We start from the raw sequence: 14,336 nt of genomic DNA on the forward strand, positions 1-14,336 counted from the left end.
TGCGATTACGATTATTAATAAGACTAAAGTGAGGCAAATAACCGCTCCAGGTAGGGTAATAAAGGAAATAGCGTTATAGCTCTTTTGGGGTGACAGGGGACATAGAGTGTATAATAATTGCGTAAAGGTTAGCCCCCCTTGTCTAAGGGGGGCTAACCTTTACGCAAAACCCATATTTACGCGTTTCAGTATCACTATAACTTGCCAAAACACACGTGGAAGCGGTATGCCTTATTGAACGTGCCTGAGGCCTTGATAATCAAGACCTCAGGCGATATTCATTTGTAGTAATTTTCAGGTAGCACTTGCGAAAAAAAGATGATGATAGATCATATTTTTTTGTTCATAATATGCTTTTCCCAAATGTTTCGGCTCTCTTCAGTCCATCGGTTTTAAGAATCTCGTCTTTATCGTGAAGTCCAGGTACGATAATTACGCCGCTGTCCTTCCAGTTCAGGAAATCAGCCATCGTCTTATAGGATTTGACAAAACCGTCATAAGTTTTTAAATCTGTCCCGCCACCACACACCAGAAGAGCGCATTCTTTCACCTTCCAGGGCCTTTTGCCTATTAAAAATGAATAGAACTTGTCAATAGCAGCCTTCAATTGTGCAGGAAACGTGAACCAATACATTGGCGTTGCGAAAACAACCATATCAGCTTGTTCCAGCAGTGGAGCCAGTTTTGCAAAGTCATCCGGGATAGAGCAAGCGCTGTCCCTGCTGAAACAAGTCTGACAATCTATACATCCCTTGATGTGTTTATCTGCAGTTGTAAATTTTACTGTCATGTGTCCTGCCTGCTGGGCACCGGTAATGAACGCATTTGCCAACTTATCTGTATTGCCGCCATTTCTGGGGCTTCCTGTTAGAATAAGTATATTTTTCTCCATATATACCTCCAAAATTATTTCTATTTATAGGAAATGTATTTTATATTAGTATAATAATAATTACTAATACGAAAACTAGCAAGTATGCACTTATTTGTAGCATAGTACCCTTTTATATACTATAGTAATATTTTGTATTTCCAAATTTGATTAATATAACCCCCTCTAAGAAAATAAGACATTAATAGCCCCACCAGGCTTATGCGGCATCTTTTTTGTCTGCACAAGCAAATAAGTACTCAATCTTTGACACAATTGATGAATATAAAAAAAGTCTATTAAAACTAGGTTTTAAGGTTTTAGAGCAAATTAAGCATCACTTGAAGCGGTTCAAGAGTTAAAAGATAGGTATTTGGCTATACGCCGAAAACATCTTGATATAGGAGGAAAACATGAAAGAAATTCAATTCTCAATCAAAATAAATACCCCTAAAGAAAAAGTCTGGACAACTCTATGGGAAGATATAACATTCCGTGACTGGGCAAATACTATTGATGAAGGTACATATATGAAGGGAGTAATGAAAGAAGGAAATGAAATCCAGTTTATATCATCTGTAGGTGGTTACGGTGTGACAAGTCTAATAGTGAAACTTAATCCAAATGAGTTTGTATTATTCAGGCATAGTGCAGACACAAAAGAAAGTGGACAGCTGGAACGCGAAAAAGAGTGGACTGGTGGGACAGAGAGTTATTCTCTTACCGAAAAAAATGGAGTTACTACATTAGTAGTTAAAACCGATGTTCCACAAGAACAAGAAGAAACGTTTAATATCAGGTTTCCTAGAGCTCTGGAGCGTATAAAAGCTCTAGCGGAAAAAGTGCAATAAAAATCTAATACCAATGAATGAAAAATGAAATTCCCCCCTAACCAACCCCTTTCATTTTTCGAAAGGAAAAACAAATTATTACAATTAAGGTAAGCTTATCATATTTAGTAAGAACAAAATGTTTATTAAACTTGAGTGGCAAAATGAGGCTCAGGGTTTTTGGAGCACTCATGATCCAAATAATGCAAGTGGTTACATTTGGTGGTTGACATATAGTCTAATTAGACTATAATCATTATGGTAGTCTAATTAGACTATACATCTAAAGTATAAGTAATTAGTTACTGATTTAGAGTAATTGCTTGTAATGGAGTGCATAATGATTAAATCTTTTTTGATGATAGGGCAATCTAATATGGCCGGCAGAGGCTTTTTGAATGATGTGCCCCCAATTATAAACGAACGTATACAAATGTTGCGCAATGGCAGATGGCAAATGATGATTGAACCTGTGAACTATGATCGTCCTGTGTCGGGTGTAAGTTTGGCGGCTTCATTTGCAGGTGCATGGTGTTTAAAGTATCCGAAAGATACGCTTGGACTAATACCTTGTGCAGAAGGTGGAAGCTCTCTAGATGACTGGTCTGTTGATGGCGAGCTTTTTCAGCATGCCGTCAGCGAAGCCAAATTTGCTATGAAGCATAGCACCTTGACAGGTATTTTGTGGCATCAAGGAGAAAGTGATAGTTCAGATGGCAAATACAAAGTGTATAATGACAAGTTATCGATAATCGTACAAACCCTTAGAGATATCCTTAATGTTCCAGAGATACCCTTTATTATTGGCGGCTTAGGAGACTTTTTAGGAAAAACAGGATTTGGGCAGTACTGTGTCGAGTATGATCGTATAAACGATTGCTTACAACAATTTGCTTTTGAGCAAGCACATTGTTATTTTGTGTCTGCTCAGGGGTTGACAGCGAATCCAGATGGTATTCATGTGAATTCATTATCTCAAAGATATTTTGGTCTGCGTTACTTTGAAGCCTTTGATAAAAAAACTCATGTTTTGGCACCACTAAGCCATGAAGTTGAGCTTTGGGATAGACTTATTGCTAGAATCCATACACCAAATGAATTGATGTTTATGAAACAAATGGAATTTGCACTTGGAAAAATTTCTTATCAAAAACTTATCAACGAATAGTGAGGCAATAGGTTATGATTCCATTGCTTATTTTAGGACTATTAATTCAAAATCCAGGATCTAATGGATACGAACTCCTGGCACAAATGGAAGAAAGACACTACAAATATATTGTGAAATTTACGAAGGGTTCATTTTACTATAATCTTCAGCAGCTAGAAGAAAAAAATTTAATAAAGCAGGTTATCCAATCGGAACAAAGTCGGGAAAGTCATCATTATGTTATCACGGAAATTGGGAAAGCCGAGTTTGAAAAGTTGATGTACCAGTACGGTACAAAAACGGAGTATGTTAACCTGTCCTTTTATGCGGCGCTTTTATTTGCTAAGGAATACAAAAGCGATAATATGATCAAGATTATTAAAATACAAATTGAGCAGACTGAAGCAAAAATTGGTTTATTAAAGGATGCTTTGGAAGGCGAACATCAACTCCCAATATATTTTAGAAAGATGTTAGAGAACTCTGTTTCGCATCATTTGGTAAATTTGGAATGGTTTGCTTCGCTCTTAAAGGATGGGGATTGTCTGTAATTTTTCAACCTACATGTAAAATAGCTCAAGGGTAAGAGATTATAATAAGCTAAACTGGCCTTCAAGAAGAATAGGGTGAGGGTTGCTGCGCATTAGAGGATCTTTGAGCGCTAGATCAGGAATGCTGATAATTATTAAAGGTAAGAGCAGAGACAGATGAAATAAAGCCAGGAGGTGTGGCATGGCTACCAGTTCAGATTGTATAGAGTATGTTTGTGAACAGATCTCGGGAGCAGGTACAATCAGATATAGAAAAATGTTTGGCGAGTATATGGTCTATGTGGAAGAGAAACCCATTCTTCTGGTTTGTGATAATACAGTTTATGTAAAAATTCTTGATTGTATCAGGGATAAAATGAAAGAAGCACAAAAAGGCTTTCCTTATGACGGCGCAAAGGAGCATTATATATTGGATATTGATAACAGGAAGTTTAGCAAAGAAATCATATCCTTGCTGTTGCCCTTCATCTCTGTTCCTAAACCAAGAAAGAAAAAGCAAAGGGTAATTGAATGAAGGGCCATAGCCATTTTTAGTTGGATCCCACCCGATTTTTCCTGCGTGCTATATTTCATATATAGTAGGCGATGATATTTCATCATATCTTTATTGATTTGGGTGCATTCATGTTTATCCCGTCAGCTATGGCTCCGGTCAAGCCTATCCCAACAGCGGAAATAAGTACTATTTCGGAAGCTGGAATATCACTGGACCATGGCATGATCATCATATGAGAGCGAACACAGCTTACAGAATAATTGCTATCTCCCACAGTTACAAAACCTTTTATACGATAAGTATAGGGCGCAACGAACTCCAGAAAACTCTGAAGTTCTTTCATTGTAACCGAAGGCAGAACCTTGATGATATAGGTCTGCGGCCTGTTTTCCGGTGTATTGGTGCTGTCTTGGCCCGCGGATTTTGAGGGCTGCAAATTCATGACTAATGTATTGATATCGATATTGCAGTAACTGGCAAAATATACAGGGGCCTGGATATTGGCATTCCGTACTTCAGCCTGGATTTCGGCCTTAACCGCGGGAATAATCAGATCTTCTTTGTTAACAAGAACAACCCCCGCCTGGGTCAACTGGTTCCCTACTGCCGGAAGAATGTTGTTCAATTCGAGAAAAGATTCGCCGTCTAAAACACATATAGAACCTGAATAGTGGTAGGGATGAACAGTGTATGGGGTGATAGTCTGCAGAATCTGCTGCATGTTACCGGGATCAGCCAGCCCGGATGCTTCGATAAATAGATATTCAAAGTTTTGGGACGACATATCTATAAGAGCCTTGATGAAGTTCTCTTTGATGCAGGAACAGAATATTGAGCCGTTGGATAACTCACGCATAATAATCCCGTCGTTTTCCAGCAAACGGGCATCGATATTGATTTCGCCGAATTCGTTGACGATAACCCCCACAGGGCTATCCTTATAATAATGAAGCAAGCGCTCCATAAGCGTAGTTTTTCCCGTACCCAGAAAGCCAGTAAGCAGGATCAGTTGTGTCATAAAGCATCATTCTTTCCATCTCTGAGATTGAATCGGTACATCCTCATTTGTTGTGCTTTGCATTGTAGCGTTTGGTGATCTCGCTGATCAATTCGTCACGGTCGGGAATGATGGAAATGTACACACTTTCCCCGTCAATGCACATCGTGGGCAGATTTTTCAATCCCATTTTAGCGGTTCTGGCAATGTCCTCTTTGATAAAGTACTTATAAACAACGTAGTCAGCCATATCTTTAATCTCATCATAGATATCGGTGACACTTTTCACCATATAGGTGCAGGCGGCACATTGTTCCGGATCCAGGGTAAACAGTTCGATATAGACTTTATCCATGCCTGAGTAATTGGGAATCTCGATTTCAATCTGGTCAAAGCCGCTTGCGGAATAGTCGACAACCATGGCACGGGCCTCATCAGGATGATGGACTGCTAAAGCACAGGCAACTGTGTTTTCTAAAGGGACATCATAGGGCATATCACAGCCGGGACTGATGATAAGGTTGTGTTTGTTGTCGAGGCTGTCCATCAAGTCCAGAACGCCCTTAATATTATCCTGTTGGGTACCAAAAAGCATGGTGGTTGTCAGCGGAATGTTACCACTCAGCGCAATGTTATACTGATCCGTAATCCCTTTGGCGGCAACCATATCTACGTTTTCGTCCACCGCAATGGAATCCGGATAGGTATCACACATCACTTTGATTTGATAAGAAGCATTGCCGCAGACAAAAAAGGAAGACTTTACGCCTTTCAGCCGGATATAGTCAAAGACAGCTTTGAAGGGCTCGTGGAGCAGATTGGCAAATGTCTTCGGAGAAATCTGGCTGACCAATGGATCAACGACAGCGATCACATCCATGCCCGCAGCAATATATATGTCGGCCATTTTCTGGGCATACTCGGCACAAAAGGACGTGAGCTGTACCACGTAATCAGGATCTTTTCTCATATCTTTAAAAAAATCGCTTCCGCGCAGATGGGAGGCGAGTGTCAATGGTCCGCAGATCAACCCATAAAGCGCGGTTTTATCGCCAATTTCTTCTTTCATTACGCGCATTGCTTCCAAAACAACAGGTATTCTTCCAGATTCCGGTGTCGGGAATTTGCATTTGCAGGGAATCCCTTTTTCTTTGTCGAACAGATGAGACACAACAGAGGGGGGGTTGTAATCAGCCCACATAAGCTCACAACCAAGAATTTCGGCTTCTAGTTGCAAGTCAAAGGTAATTGGCATACCGTCCGGTTGATAAAGCTTATATACTTCCCGCAGACTTTCGATTAATTTGGCGGAATCAGTTAAGACTTCTTTTCCTGAATAACCTTTTAGTTTTCCTGCATGGACACCTGCGAAAGGAATCCAGGGAAGCTGTCCGTTAGTAACCTCGTGATTCAACACCTTCATTAGCAATTCTTTACCCATTTTTTTATCCCCCTAACGTTTTGACATGAACATTCATCCACCGAACCCCGCCTCAAATGCAGGGACAATGTATACAAAGAGACGCTTCCGGTAAGCTGGTAGAGCGTCTTTGTCTTTGCTGTGATGAGTTTCTTGTTGATTTTAAAGAAGTATAAATCATGGTCAAAAAATTGTGAAGCTACAATTTGAAAGGATTTTCAGGATACAATTTCTTCGACGATGAAATTGTCTAAAGGGTATTCTTTATTAACTAAGTGAACAGCTGCATTGTTTAAGCGTAGAGACAAAGACCCTTAGGAATTGTATCCCGAAAAAATTCTAAAATTGTATCTTTGAAGGTGAGGAACGGTATCTTATAATTTGCATATAGATTTGGCACATGAGACGGACGAGACGCAGTGCTAAGCAGACAATGGAGTCGCAAAATACCAGGACTCCTTTTTTTGTTGTCAATTATAGCTTTTAGGAGTATTGCTCGCAGTAAAACAATCTTGTGTCAAATCAATCATAGCGTTGCTTATTTGTAATGAGTTAGTATTCGAGGCAAAAGAAAGTTCAACCAAAGGAGGAGAAACACACTTGAGCGAAGAGATTTATGCTAAACTCAAAAAATCGATTGTGGAAATGGATACCGATTTAGCAGAAGAAGCAGCTAATGAGGCAATTGCAGCAGGCCTTGATCCGTTGGAGTGTATCAGCTTGGGCCTCTCGAAAGGCATGGCGGTTATGGGTGACTTGTTCGATGTAGGCGAGGCTTTTGTACCTGATTTGATGATGGCTTCCGAGGCATTCGAAACCGCAGTCAATATCTTGACGAGTGCACTGTCAGCTGAGGAGAAAAACAATGCTTCCAGTGGTAAAGTTCTTATTCACACAGTGCAGGGCGATATTCACGATATTGGCAAGAACATAGTAAGTACAATGTTTGCGGCAAATAACTTTGAAGTTTTTGACCTTGGGCGTGATGTGCCGGTTCCTTTAGTAATCAAAAAGGCTGAAGAATACGGCGTGGATCTTATCTGCGGTTCTGCCCTTATGACGACAACCATGGCGTCGATGAAGGAAATTGTCAATTCTCTCAAGGAAGACGGAATTCGTGATAAATACATCGTCATGTTCGGAGGCGCTCCCGTATCTGCAAAGTGGTGTAGTGAAATCGGAGCAGACGGTTACACCGATACGGCTTCAGAGGTGGCAGCAATGGCCAAAGAGTTGATTGCAAAGAAAAGAGGTGCATAATTAGTGAAGGCAATAGGGAAAAACGTTACTGTGTTTGACGTATATGATCGGGCCAAGACCGGACCCAAAATGAACGAAAAAGATTGGGATTTCAAATTAATACCCCAAACCGCCCGAAAATTAAAAGATAAATACGGAATAAAAATGGACAAAAAAACAATTATTCCGGAGGACAAAGAACTTATCGACAAGCTGTTTAATGCAGGTTTGGAGATGTTGGTTGAGTGCGGCGTTTACTGCATGGATACCGGACGGGTAATTAAGTACACAAAGGATGAGGTGCTGCATGCTATTAAATCAGCACCGGACCATTTTACCTACGGTGAAGGTAAAGAGGCAATAAATGTGGTGCCAAGGAGTTATAATTCACCCAAAGCTCCCGTTATTCAGGGTGGCCCAACGGGTTCTCCCTGTTCCGAGGAACTGTTCCTGGCAATCCACCAATCATATGCCCAAGAACGGATCATCGATGCGATGGTTGACGGTGTGCTGCAGACTGTCATGGGTAAGGACCCGTCGCCCGGTTCTCCGTGGGAGATAATGGCTGTGCGTTCAGAAGCTTTACAAGTGCGCGAAGCACAGCTCAGAGCCGGACGCAAAGGCATGGGAACATAGGGGAATGAGACATCATTAAGTGCCGCAGGGGTCATATCTGCAGACTTTGAAGGCGGCATGAGGCCATCTGATTCCCATGAGGTTTCTCAGCTGAATGAGCTCAAAATCGACGTAGGTGCGTTGGTTGTAGGAGCACATTACGCTACAGCTGGTGTAAACGTAATGGTAGAACAGATGCCTATCTTCGGCGGATACGCAGGTGGCCTGGAAGAGACCACTATCGTTGATGTCGCTACAACTTTAAACTCATTTGTAATGTTACAGGCCACCTGGCATCTGGATGGGCCGGTGCACGTGCGCTGGGGCATAACAACGACGAGAGAGGCTCTTGCCGTTGCTGGCCACGCAGCTCGTGCCATTGAAGAAAATACCCATCTGATCTTGGGAAATCAGTATTACACTTTAGCAGGTCCCTGCACAGTCATGTGCTTACTGGAGACGGCAGCTCAGGCTATTACGGATACAGTCAGCGGACGAGAGATCTTGTCCGGTGTCGCTTCCGGAAAAGGTGTTGTCACCGACCTCTTTACAGCCATGGAAGCACGTTTCATGGGTGAAGTAGCCCATGCAGTTGCGGGAATGGATCTTCATGAAGTAAACATTCTGTTGGACAAACTAGTTTCCTTATATGAAAAGGATTATAAAACGGCGCCTGCAGGGAAAACCTTCCAGGAATGCTATGATGTAAAGGCACTGGTTCCGACGGAGGAATATATCCAGGTTTACGATGAAGCTGTTAAAATTATGACTGATTTAGGCCTGACATATTGGAATGACTAATTTCAATCAGGCATAAATACTATTACTGTATTAATCTGTCGGCAGTCTGTGGGTTTTACGCTTATTGACTCAGGGTGGTTCGTAAGTTCGATCTGCGGACTGTTGGCAGATGACTATATGGAGGGTGGATCGTAGTGATCTTACGGACTCTAAATCCGTACAGCCGGGTGCGACTCCGGGACTCTTCGCCATAATAGATTCCGGTATATAGGTGTCTGAAAGGTCTAAACATTCTGGTATGTCTCGTTGGAGTATGTTTAGCACTTGCAGATTCCTATATTTTTTTTTGAAAGGAACAGGTGGGAGCGAAGTTCTATGACATAGCTAAGTAGGAGGCTTACGGAATGCTTGAAACCATACTCAAAAAATGTCAGCGAGGAAATCAAATATCGACCGAGGAAATTGTCTACCTATTGAACCGGACGGATGAAAGTGAAAGGGAACGGATTTTTGCGACCGCAAGAAAGGTCCGGCAAGCTGTATTCGGAAATAAAGTCTTTCTCTATGGTTTCGTCTATTTTTCAACCTACTGTCAGAATAGCTGCACCTTTTGTTATTTCAGAAAGGAAAACTCCCATTCACTACGGTATCGCAAAACATTGCCGGAAGTGGTTGACATAGCCGTGGAATTGAAGAAGTCTGGAGTGCATTTGATTGATTTGACGACGGGAGACGATAGGTTTTATACGGAACATCCGGAGAGACTGGCCTCAATTGTCAAAGCCGTAAAAGACAAAACCGGTCTGTCCATCATGGTATCCCCAGGAGTGTTGGATGGGCAGGGTTTAGAGCTGATCGAGGGGGCGGGTGCCGATTGGTATGCCTTGTATCAGGAGACACATCAACTACCCTTGTTTGACCAGCTGCGGCAAGGGCAAAGTTACGAAAAGCGGATGATTGCCAAACAATATGCCAGAGATCTGGGGATGCTCATTGAGGAAGGCTTGCTGACCGGAATCGGAGATACTTTAGAAGACAGGGTTCATTCGTTTAGAGAGATGAAAAAACTGGGAGCAAGACAAATAAGGACTATGACCTTTGTCCCGCAAGAGGGAGCACCCTTTGAAGGTGTGGGGAATCAGGGATATCAAAAAGAACTGATGAATATCGCGGTTATGAGGCTGCTATTCCCCGATGTATTGATCCCGGCATCCTTGGATATAGAGGGGTTGGGCGGCCTTGAAAAGCGGCTGATGGCTGGGGCAAACGTCGTGACCTCCATCATTCCGCCTAGGAAGGGGTTCGCGGGGGTTGCAAGCTGTAAAAATGACATTGATGAGGGCTTACGTACGGTGGAGGAGATTCAGAATACATTGAGGAAATGTAATTTAGAGAATGCCACGGCCCAGGAGTATAGCCGTTGGGTTGCAGATAGAAGAATTAGTGATAAGCCTGTTGCCAGAAAATGTGCAGGGGATTTTATTCGCGGTTAAGGTGGGGATTCCATGATAAAGATACTGGTCATCGGTGCTAAATTGCAAGGAGTTGAGGGGATATATCTGGCGAAAAAAGCCGGGTATCATGTTACGGCTTTGGATCATAACGGGGATGCTCCCGGCAGGGATCTGGCTGACGAATTTATCAAAGGGGACGTCTTTGAGGAAGAAGAGATGCTCCCGCTGTTTTTGAAGGCGGATGCAGTGCTGCCGGCAATAGAGGATCATGAAGTCCTTGCCAAAGTGGAGGAGTACGGAAGGAAAACGGGCACTAAAATCATGTTTGATGTGAATGCCCATAATATTTCCCGTTCCAAACATCGCTCCCTCGAACTTTTTCAGAAAAACCGACTGCCGATACCTGCAATATATCCGGATTGTGCATTCCCTGTTATTTTGAAGCCGGACGGGGAAAGTGGCAGTAAGCATGTTAAGAAGGCTTATTGTCGTCGCGAGGTAGAAGAATACCTGGAAACCCATAAAAACAGTCATACTGTCATTCAGGAATATGTGGAGGGAGCCTCTTATTCTCTGGAAGTGATCGGGGACGGTAAACGTTTTTATTTTCCTCAGATAACAGAAGTTATAGTAGACGAGGAATATGACTGCAAACGAATCGTTGCCCCTGCCAATCTGGATGCGCAGGAAAAGCAGCAGATGCTGGAGATTGGTGAAAAGCTGGCGGAAATCCTGAAAATTAAGGGGATTTTCGATATTGAAGTGATCAGCCAGGCAGGGAAACTGAAAATACTAGAGATCGATGCAAGGCTGCCAAGCCAGACCCCCATCAGCGTATATCATTCAACGGGGATGAATATGGTGGAAATGATGACCGAGCTGGCTTTAGGAAAGGCCGAGAGCATCCGGATTCTTCCGGCAAAACAGGTTTGTATGTACCAGCAGATACAGGTTTGTGACGGAATAATCAAAGTCACAGGAGAACATATCATTGGCTCTTGCCGCCATTTGAAGATTCGCAAAAGACTCTTTGGATGCACAGAGGCCATCACCGACTATGAAGAAGGCAGCAGGGACTGGAAAGGAATTATAATCGTCACTGGGGAAACCGAACAGCAAGCCCAGGAAACATTTCTTGAGTTTATTCAGCAATTGAAGAAAGAGTTGGGAATCGAGGACTGGGAGTATATTGAATGATGAGAGGAGTTCGGAGGTATGACAAGACTGCTGGAATCTGATATCGATTTAATTGAAACACAACTTCAGAATTATGAAAATCTCTTTATCAGACAAACAGGCTGTACCATGGAGGAAATTGCTCAAAAAGCCGTCGGGTTAAGGGAAAATACCAAGAGAATCAAGACCGCAGTCATTTCCGTTACCAGCGGACTGGGCATTATCGCCGGATTCTCCCAAGCGGTGGGAGCCATTCTTCGTCATCACCGGGTGGAAACCTTGATTACTGAGAAAACGGACGTTGCCGGTCTCCAACAAGCCTATCTGTCAAAATGCGGAATCGCATTTCTTGCCGACGATTGCGTGTGCGCGGCCTTGGGGATTGGGAGTGCCGTGCAATCCGACAATGGCTGGGCTACGGGAAGGGCCTTTGCTGCGGCTATCATCGAGGCTATGAGGAAAAAGGGGATAAATCCTCTGCAGGAACCCGTGCTGATAATCGGAGCCGGCCCCGTGGGAGAAGCGGCGGCCCATTACATCGCAGAACAACAGGCGATACCGGTGATCTGCGATTTGGACAATAACAAAGCGGCTTGCTTGGCAGCAACGTTAGATCATTCCGCATGGGTTTCTTCGCCGGCTCCGATCCGGCAGTTTAGCTATATCATCGATGCCGGTACGACGAGGGATTTTATTACGGAAGAAGACGTGACCGAAAAAACAATTATAGCGGCACCAGGTATGCCCTGCGGAGCGACGGCTGCAGCTAGAGAAAAGGCCATGGTAATCCATAATCCATTGGAGCTGGGGATCATAACCATGTATTTTGATTGTATGAAACAGTTAGAGGATTAAGATATGAACCAAAAGATAAAGGAAGCTAAAAAACAAAAAGTCGTAAGGTATATCTTCAAAAATCAGAGGCTATTCCTCTTGATCAATAAGGTCAAACTATGGCCCTCCCGGTCCGGAACGCTTCACGGCGTGAAATCAATAGAAAACAGAGGTAAAACCATGGTGGTGACGACACACTGTGGAGAATCCTTTGTCGTGTGGGATTCGAAAAATAGCCGGAGCGCAAGATGGCTGCGCAATCGTTGGTGTAAAAATCCCTGTAAAAAGTGCAAGATCCCGGAATGGAAACTGACGAAATATTCCCAGACGGTATTTACGGATACCAGAAGATAGGTGACGGTATGAGTATAGAATTTACGGAAACACAAAAAAACCGATTGACGGAGTTGGGCGTCAAAAAGGAAACAGTATTTCGGATGTTTGAAACGGTAACGGAAAGAGAACAGACCTATAAAATCGTGGAAAAACAGGCGGTGGTAAAAAACAAGGCCGATTTAAACTACCTGTTGGAACAGAGCCGTAAACCGGCACTCTGCCGCTTGCAGCAGGAATTGGCGGATGCCCTGTGCGAAAAAGGGTTTACCCAAGTTACAACCCCTATCATAATCTCGTCGAGGGCCCTTGAGAAAATGACCATCGATAAGAACAACCCTCTGCACGAGCAGGTGTTCTGGCTGGATCCCAAGACCTGCCTGCGCCCAATGCTTGCACCGAATCTTTATGAAGTTTCCAGAAAGATATTGACCAGCCAAAAGCTGCCCCTTCGTATTTTTGAAATCGGCTCTTGTTTCCGCAAGGAATCGGAAGGCAACTCTCATTTGAAAGAATTCACCATGCTCAATCTGGTTGAGTGGGGAACACCGCAGGAAAACAGAATCCACCAACTGAAACAATTTGCAGACTTGGTGTTAAAGGCAGCCCGAATCGACGACTATGCTTTCCAAGAAGAGGACTCGGTGGTTTATGGCGTTGGGCTTGATGTGGTAAGCAGAGACGGATTGGAGCTGGCATCTACTTCTATGGGGCCTCATCCGCTGGATGACAAATGGAGAATCACGTGTTCCTGGGTCGGCATCGGATTTGGTTTGGAACGATTATTGATGCACAGAGAAAAGCAGAGTGGCATTCATCGTTATTCGAAAAGCAATGTTTTTCTGGATGGTGTATGTTTAAAAATACAGTGATTTTGTGTTTCAATTGAAGGAGAGGTAGGTATGAAAAACCATGTGATTCATTTAGATAAGGATCAAGGAAAGGAAACCGCGGAAAAGAATTTTACAGACATGTGCGGGTATAACAGGGGAAAACCTGTACCCCAGAAAATATTTGACAGATCATTAAGAAGTCTGAATGATATATACCATCTGCTGGAAATCAAGGCTCTGATCTCAGAATACGAAAAAACTTGTGTTGATGGAATTAAGATGCTGCTGGATGGAAAACTGTTTACTTGCAATGCTCTTGCTCAGATTCCCAGCGAGGACATTGAGGGAATATACATCTACCTCTTAACAGTTGGAGAACTATGTTTGAGCGAAGCCAGTATTCTGAATCAAGTTTACTATGATATCTGGCAAAACGCCTACATGGACGCCGGACAGGAAATATTAAGACAATATTTGCAGGGATTAAGCTGCAATAAAGACAGGTTTGTTTCAGATAATTTTGGACCGGGATTTTTCGGTATGGATGTTTCACAGTTGGAGCAATTCTTTGCCATATTGGATGGCGAGAAAATCAGTTTAAAATTGCTCGATAGTGGTTTTATGTCGCCCACAAAGAGTTATGCCGGGTTCTTTCTGGTCACAAACAGCCAACAAAACTTTGTCGGAAATGATTGCGAGAACTGCTTATCCTCAAGAAAAACCTGTATATACTGTAAGGCGGGGAGAAAGATGGTAAAATACAATATTCAATAGTTCAAAACTATTGACATGTGAA

14 protein-coding genes and 1 pseudogene are annotated in these 14,336 nt (G+C 42.9%); 12 read left to right on the forward strand and 3 right to left on the reverse strand.

Features of this window, described 5'->3' with window-relative positions; translation table 11 throughout:
* Positions 1 to 343 precede the first annotated feature (343 nt).
* On the reverse strand, positions 344 to 892 hold the full coding sequence (locus DP73_RS12605; protein WP_034599957.1) for a flavodoxin family protein: 549 nt from the start codon (positions 890 to 892) through the stop codon (positions 344 to 346).
* Positions 893 to 1,284: 392 nt separating this feature from the next.
* On the opposite strand from DP73_RS12605, the gene DP73_RS12610 reads away from it, so the two are divergent.
* The 4 genes from DP73_RS12610 (at position 1,285) to DP73_RS12625 (ending at position 3,916) form a co-directional block, all read left to right on the forward strand.
* Positions 1,285 to 1,722: a hypothetical protein gene (locus DP73_RS12610; protein WP_034599958.1), complete on the forward strand. Its 438-nt coding sequence runs from the start codon at positions 1,285 to 1,287 to the stop codon at positions 1,720 to 1,722.
* Between the two features lie 319 nt (positions 1,723 to 2,041).
* Complete coding sequence (locus DP73_RS12615; protein WP_034599959.1) at positions 2,042 to 2,869, forward strand: sialate O-acetylesterase; 828 nt, start codon at positions 2,042 to 2,044, stop codon at positions 2,867 to 2,869.
* 14 nt (positions 2,870 to 2,883) lie between these two features.
* Entirely contained in the window at positions 2,884 to 3,402 is a 519-nt protein-coding gene (locus tag DP73_RS12620; protein WP_034599961.1) for a helix-turn-helix transcriptional regulator, read from the forward strand.
* 181 nt (positions 3,403 to 3,583) lie between these two features.
* On the forward strand, positions 3,584 to 3,916 hold the full coding sequence (locus tag DP73_RS12625) for a TfoX/Sxy family protein (protein ID WP_034599962.1): 333 nt from the start codon (positions 3,584 to 3,586) through the stop codon (positions 3,914 to 3,916).
* A gap of 82 nt (positions 3,917 to 3,998) precedes the next feature.
* Here the strand turns inward: DP73_RS12625 and DP73_RS12630 are convergent, their stop codons facing one another.
* Both DP73_RS12630 and DP73_RS12635 read right to left on the reverse strand, forming a co-directional pair.
* Entirely contained in the window at positions 3,999 to 4,916 is a 918-nt protein-coding gene (locus tag DP73_RS12630; protein WP_034599963.1) for a GTP-binding protein, read from the reverse strand.
* Between the two features lie 43 nt (positions 4,917 to 4,959).
* Complete coding sequence (locus DP73_RS12635) at positions 4,960 to 6,336, reverse strand: uroporphyrinogen decarboxylase family protein (RefSeq protein ID WP_034599965.1); 1,377 nt, start codon at positions 6,334 to 6,336, stop codon at positions 4,960 to 4,962.
* A gap of 579 nt (positions 6,337 to 6,915) precedes the next feature.
* On the opposite strand from DP73_RS12635, the gene DP73_RS12640 reads away from it, so the two are divergent.
* From DP73_RS12640 to DP73_RS12680, 8 genes and pseudogenes are all read left to right on the forward strand, one after another.
* Positions 6,916 to 7,575, forward strand: a complete 660-nt coding sequence (locus tag DP73_RS12640; RefSeq protein ID WP_034599966.1) for a corrinoid protein — start codon at positions 6,916 to 6,918, stop codon at positions 7,573 to 7,575.
* A 30-nt stretch (positions 7,576 to 7,605) separates the two neighbouring features.
* Positions 7,606 to 8,970: pseudogene (locus DP73_RS23940) on the forward strand (monomethylamine:corrinoid methyltransferase).
* A 344-nt stretch (positions 8,971 to 9,314) separates the two neighbouring features.
* A complete protein-coding gene (gene pylB, locus DP73_RS12655; protein WP_034599972.1) occupies positions 9,315 to 10,403 on the forward strand; it encodes a methylornithine synthase PylB in 1,089 nt (362 codons plus the stop codon).
* A gap of 12 nt (positions 10,404 to 10,415) precedes the next feature.
* A complete protein-coding gene (pylC, locus tag DP73_RS12660; RefSeq protein ID WP_052090649.1) occupies positions 10,416 to 11,561 on the forward strand; it encodes a 3-methylornithine--L-lysine ligase PylC in 1,146 nt (381 codons plus the stop codon).
* Positions 11,562 to 11,579: 18 nt separating this feature from the next.
* Entirely contained in the window at positions 11,580 to 12,395 is an 816-nt protein-coding gene (gene pylD / locus DP73_RS12665; protein WP_034599975.1) for a 3-methylornithyl-N6-L-lysine dehydrogenase PylD, read from the forward strand.
* A gap of 3 nt (positions 12,396 to 12,398) precedes the next feature.
* The gene (pylSn, locus tag DP73_RS12670) at positions 12,399 to 12,728 is read left to right on the forward strand and encodes a pyrrolysine--tRNA(Pyl) ligase small subunit (protein ID WP_034599976.1); all 330 of its coding nucleotides are present in this window, start codon (positions 12,399 to 12,401) and stop codon (positions 12,726 to 12,728) included.
* On the forward strand, positions 12,677 to 13,579 hold the full coding sequence (gene pylSc / locus DP73_RS23685; RefSeq protein WP_205623388.1) for a pyrrolysine--tRNA(Pyl) ligase large subunit: 903 nt from the start codon (positions 12,677 to 12,679) through the stop codon (positions 13,577 to 13,579). Before pylSn ends, pylSc begins: the two co-directional genes overlap by 52 nt.
* A 30-nt stretch (positions 13,580 to 13,609) precedes the next feature.
* A complete protein-coding gene (locus DP73_RS12680; protein WP_034599979.1) occupies positions 13,610 to 14,314 on the forward strand; it encodes a vitamin B12 dependent methionine synthase in 705 nt (234 codons plus the stop codon).
* The last annotated feature ends 22 nt before the right edge of the window (positions 14,315 to 14,336 follow it).

The organism is Desulfosporosinus sp. HMP52, assembly GCF_000765145.1.
In the GTDB taxonomy this organism is placed as follows: Bacteria; Bacillota; Desulfitobacteriia; order Desulfitobacteriales; family Desulfitobacteriaceae; genus Desulfosporosinus.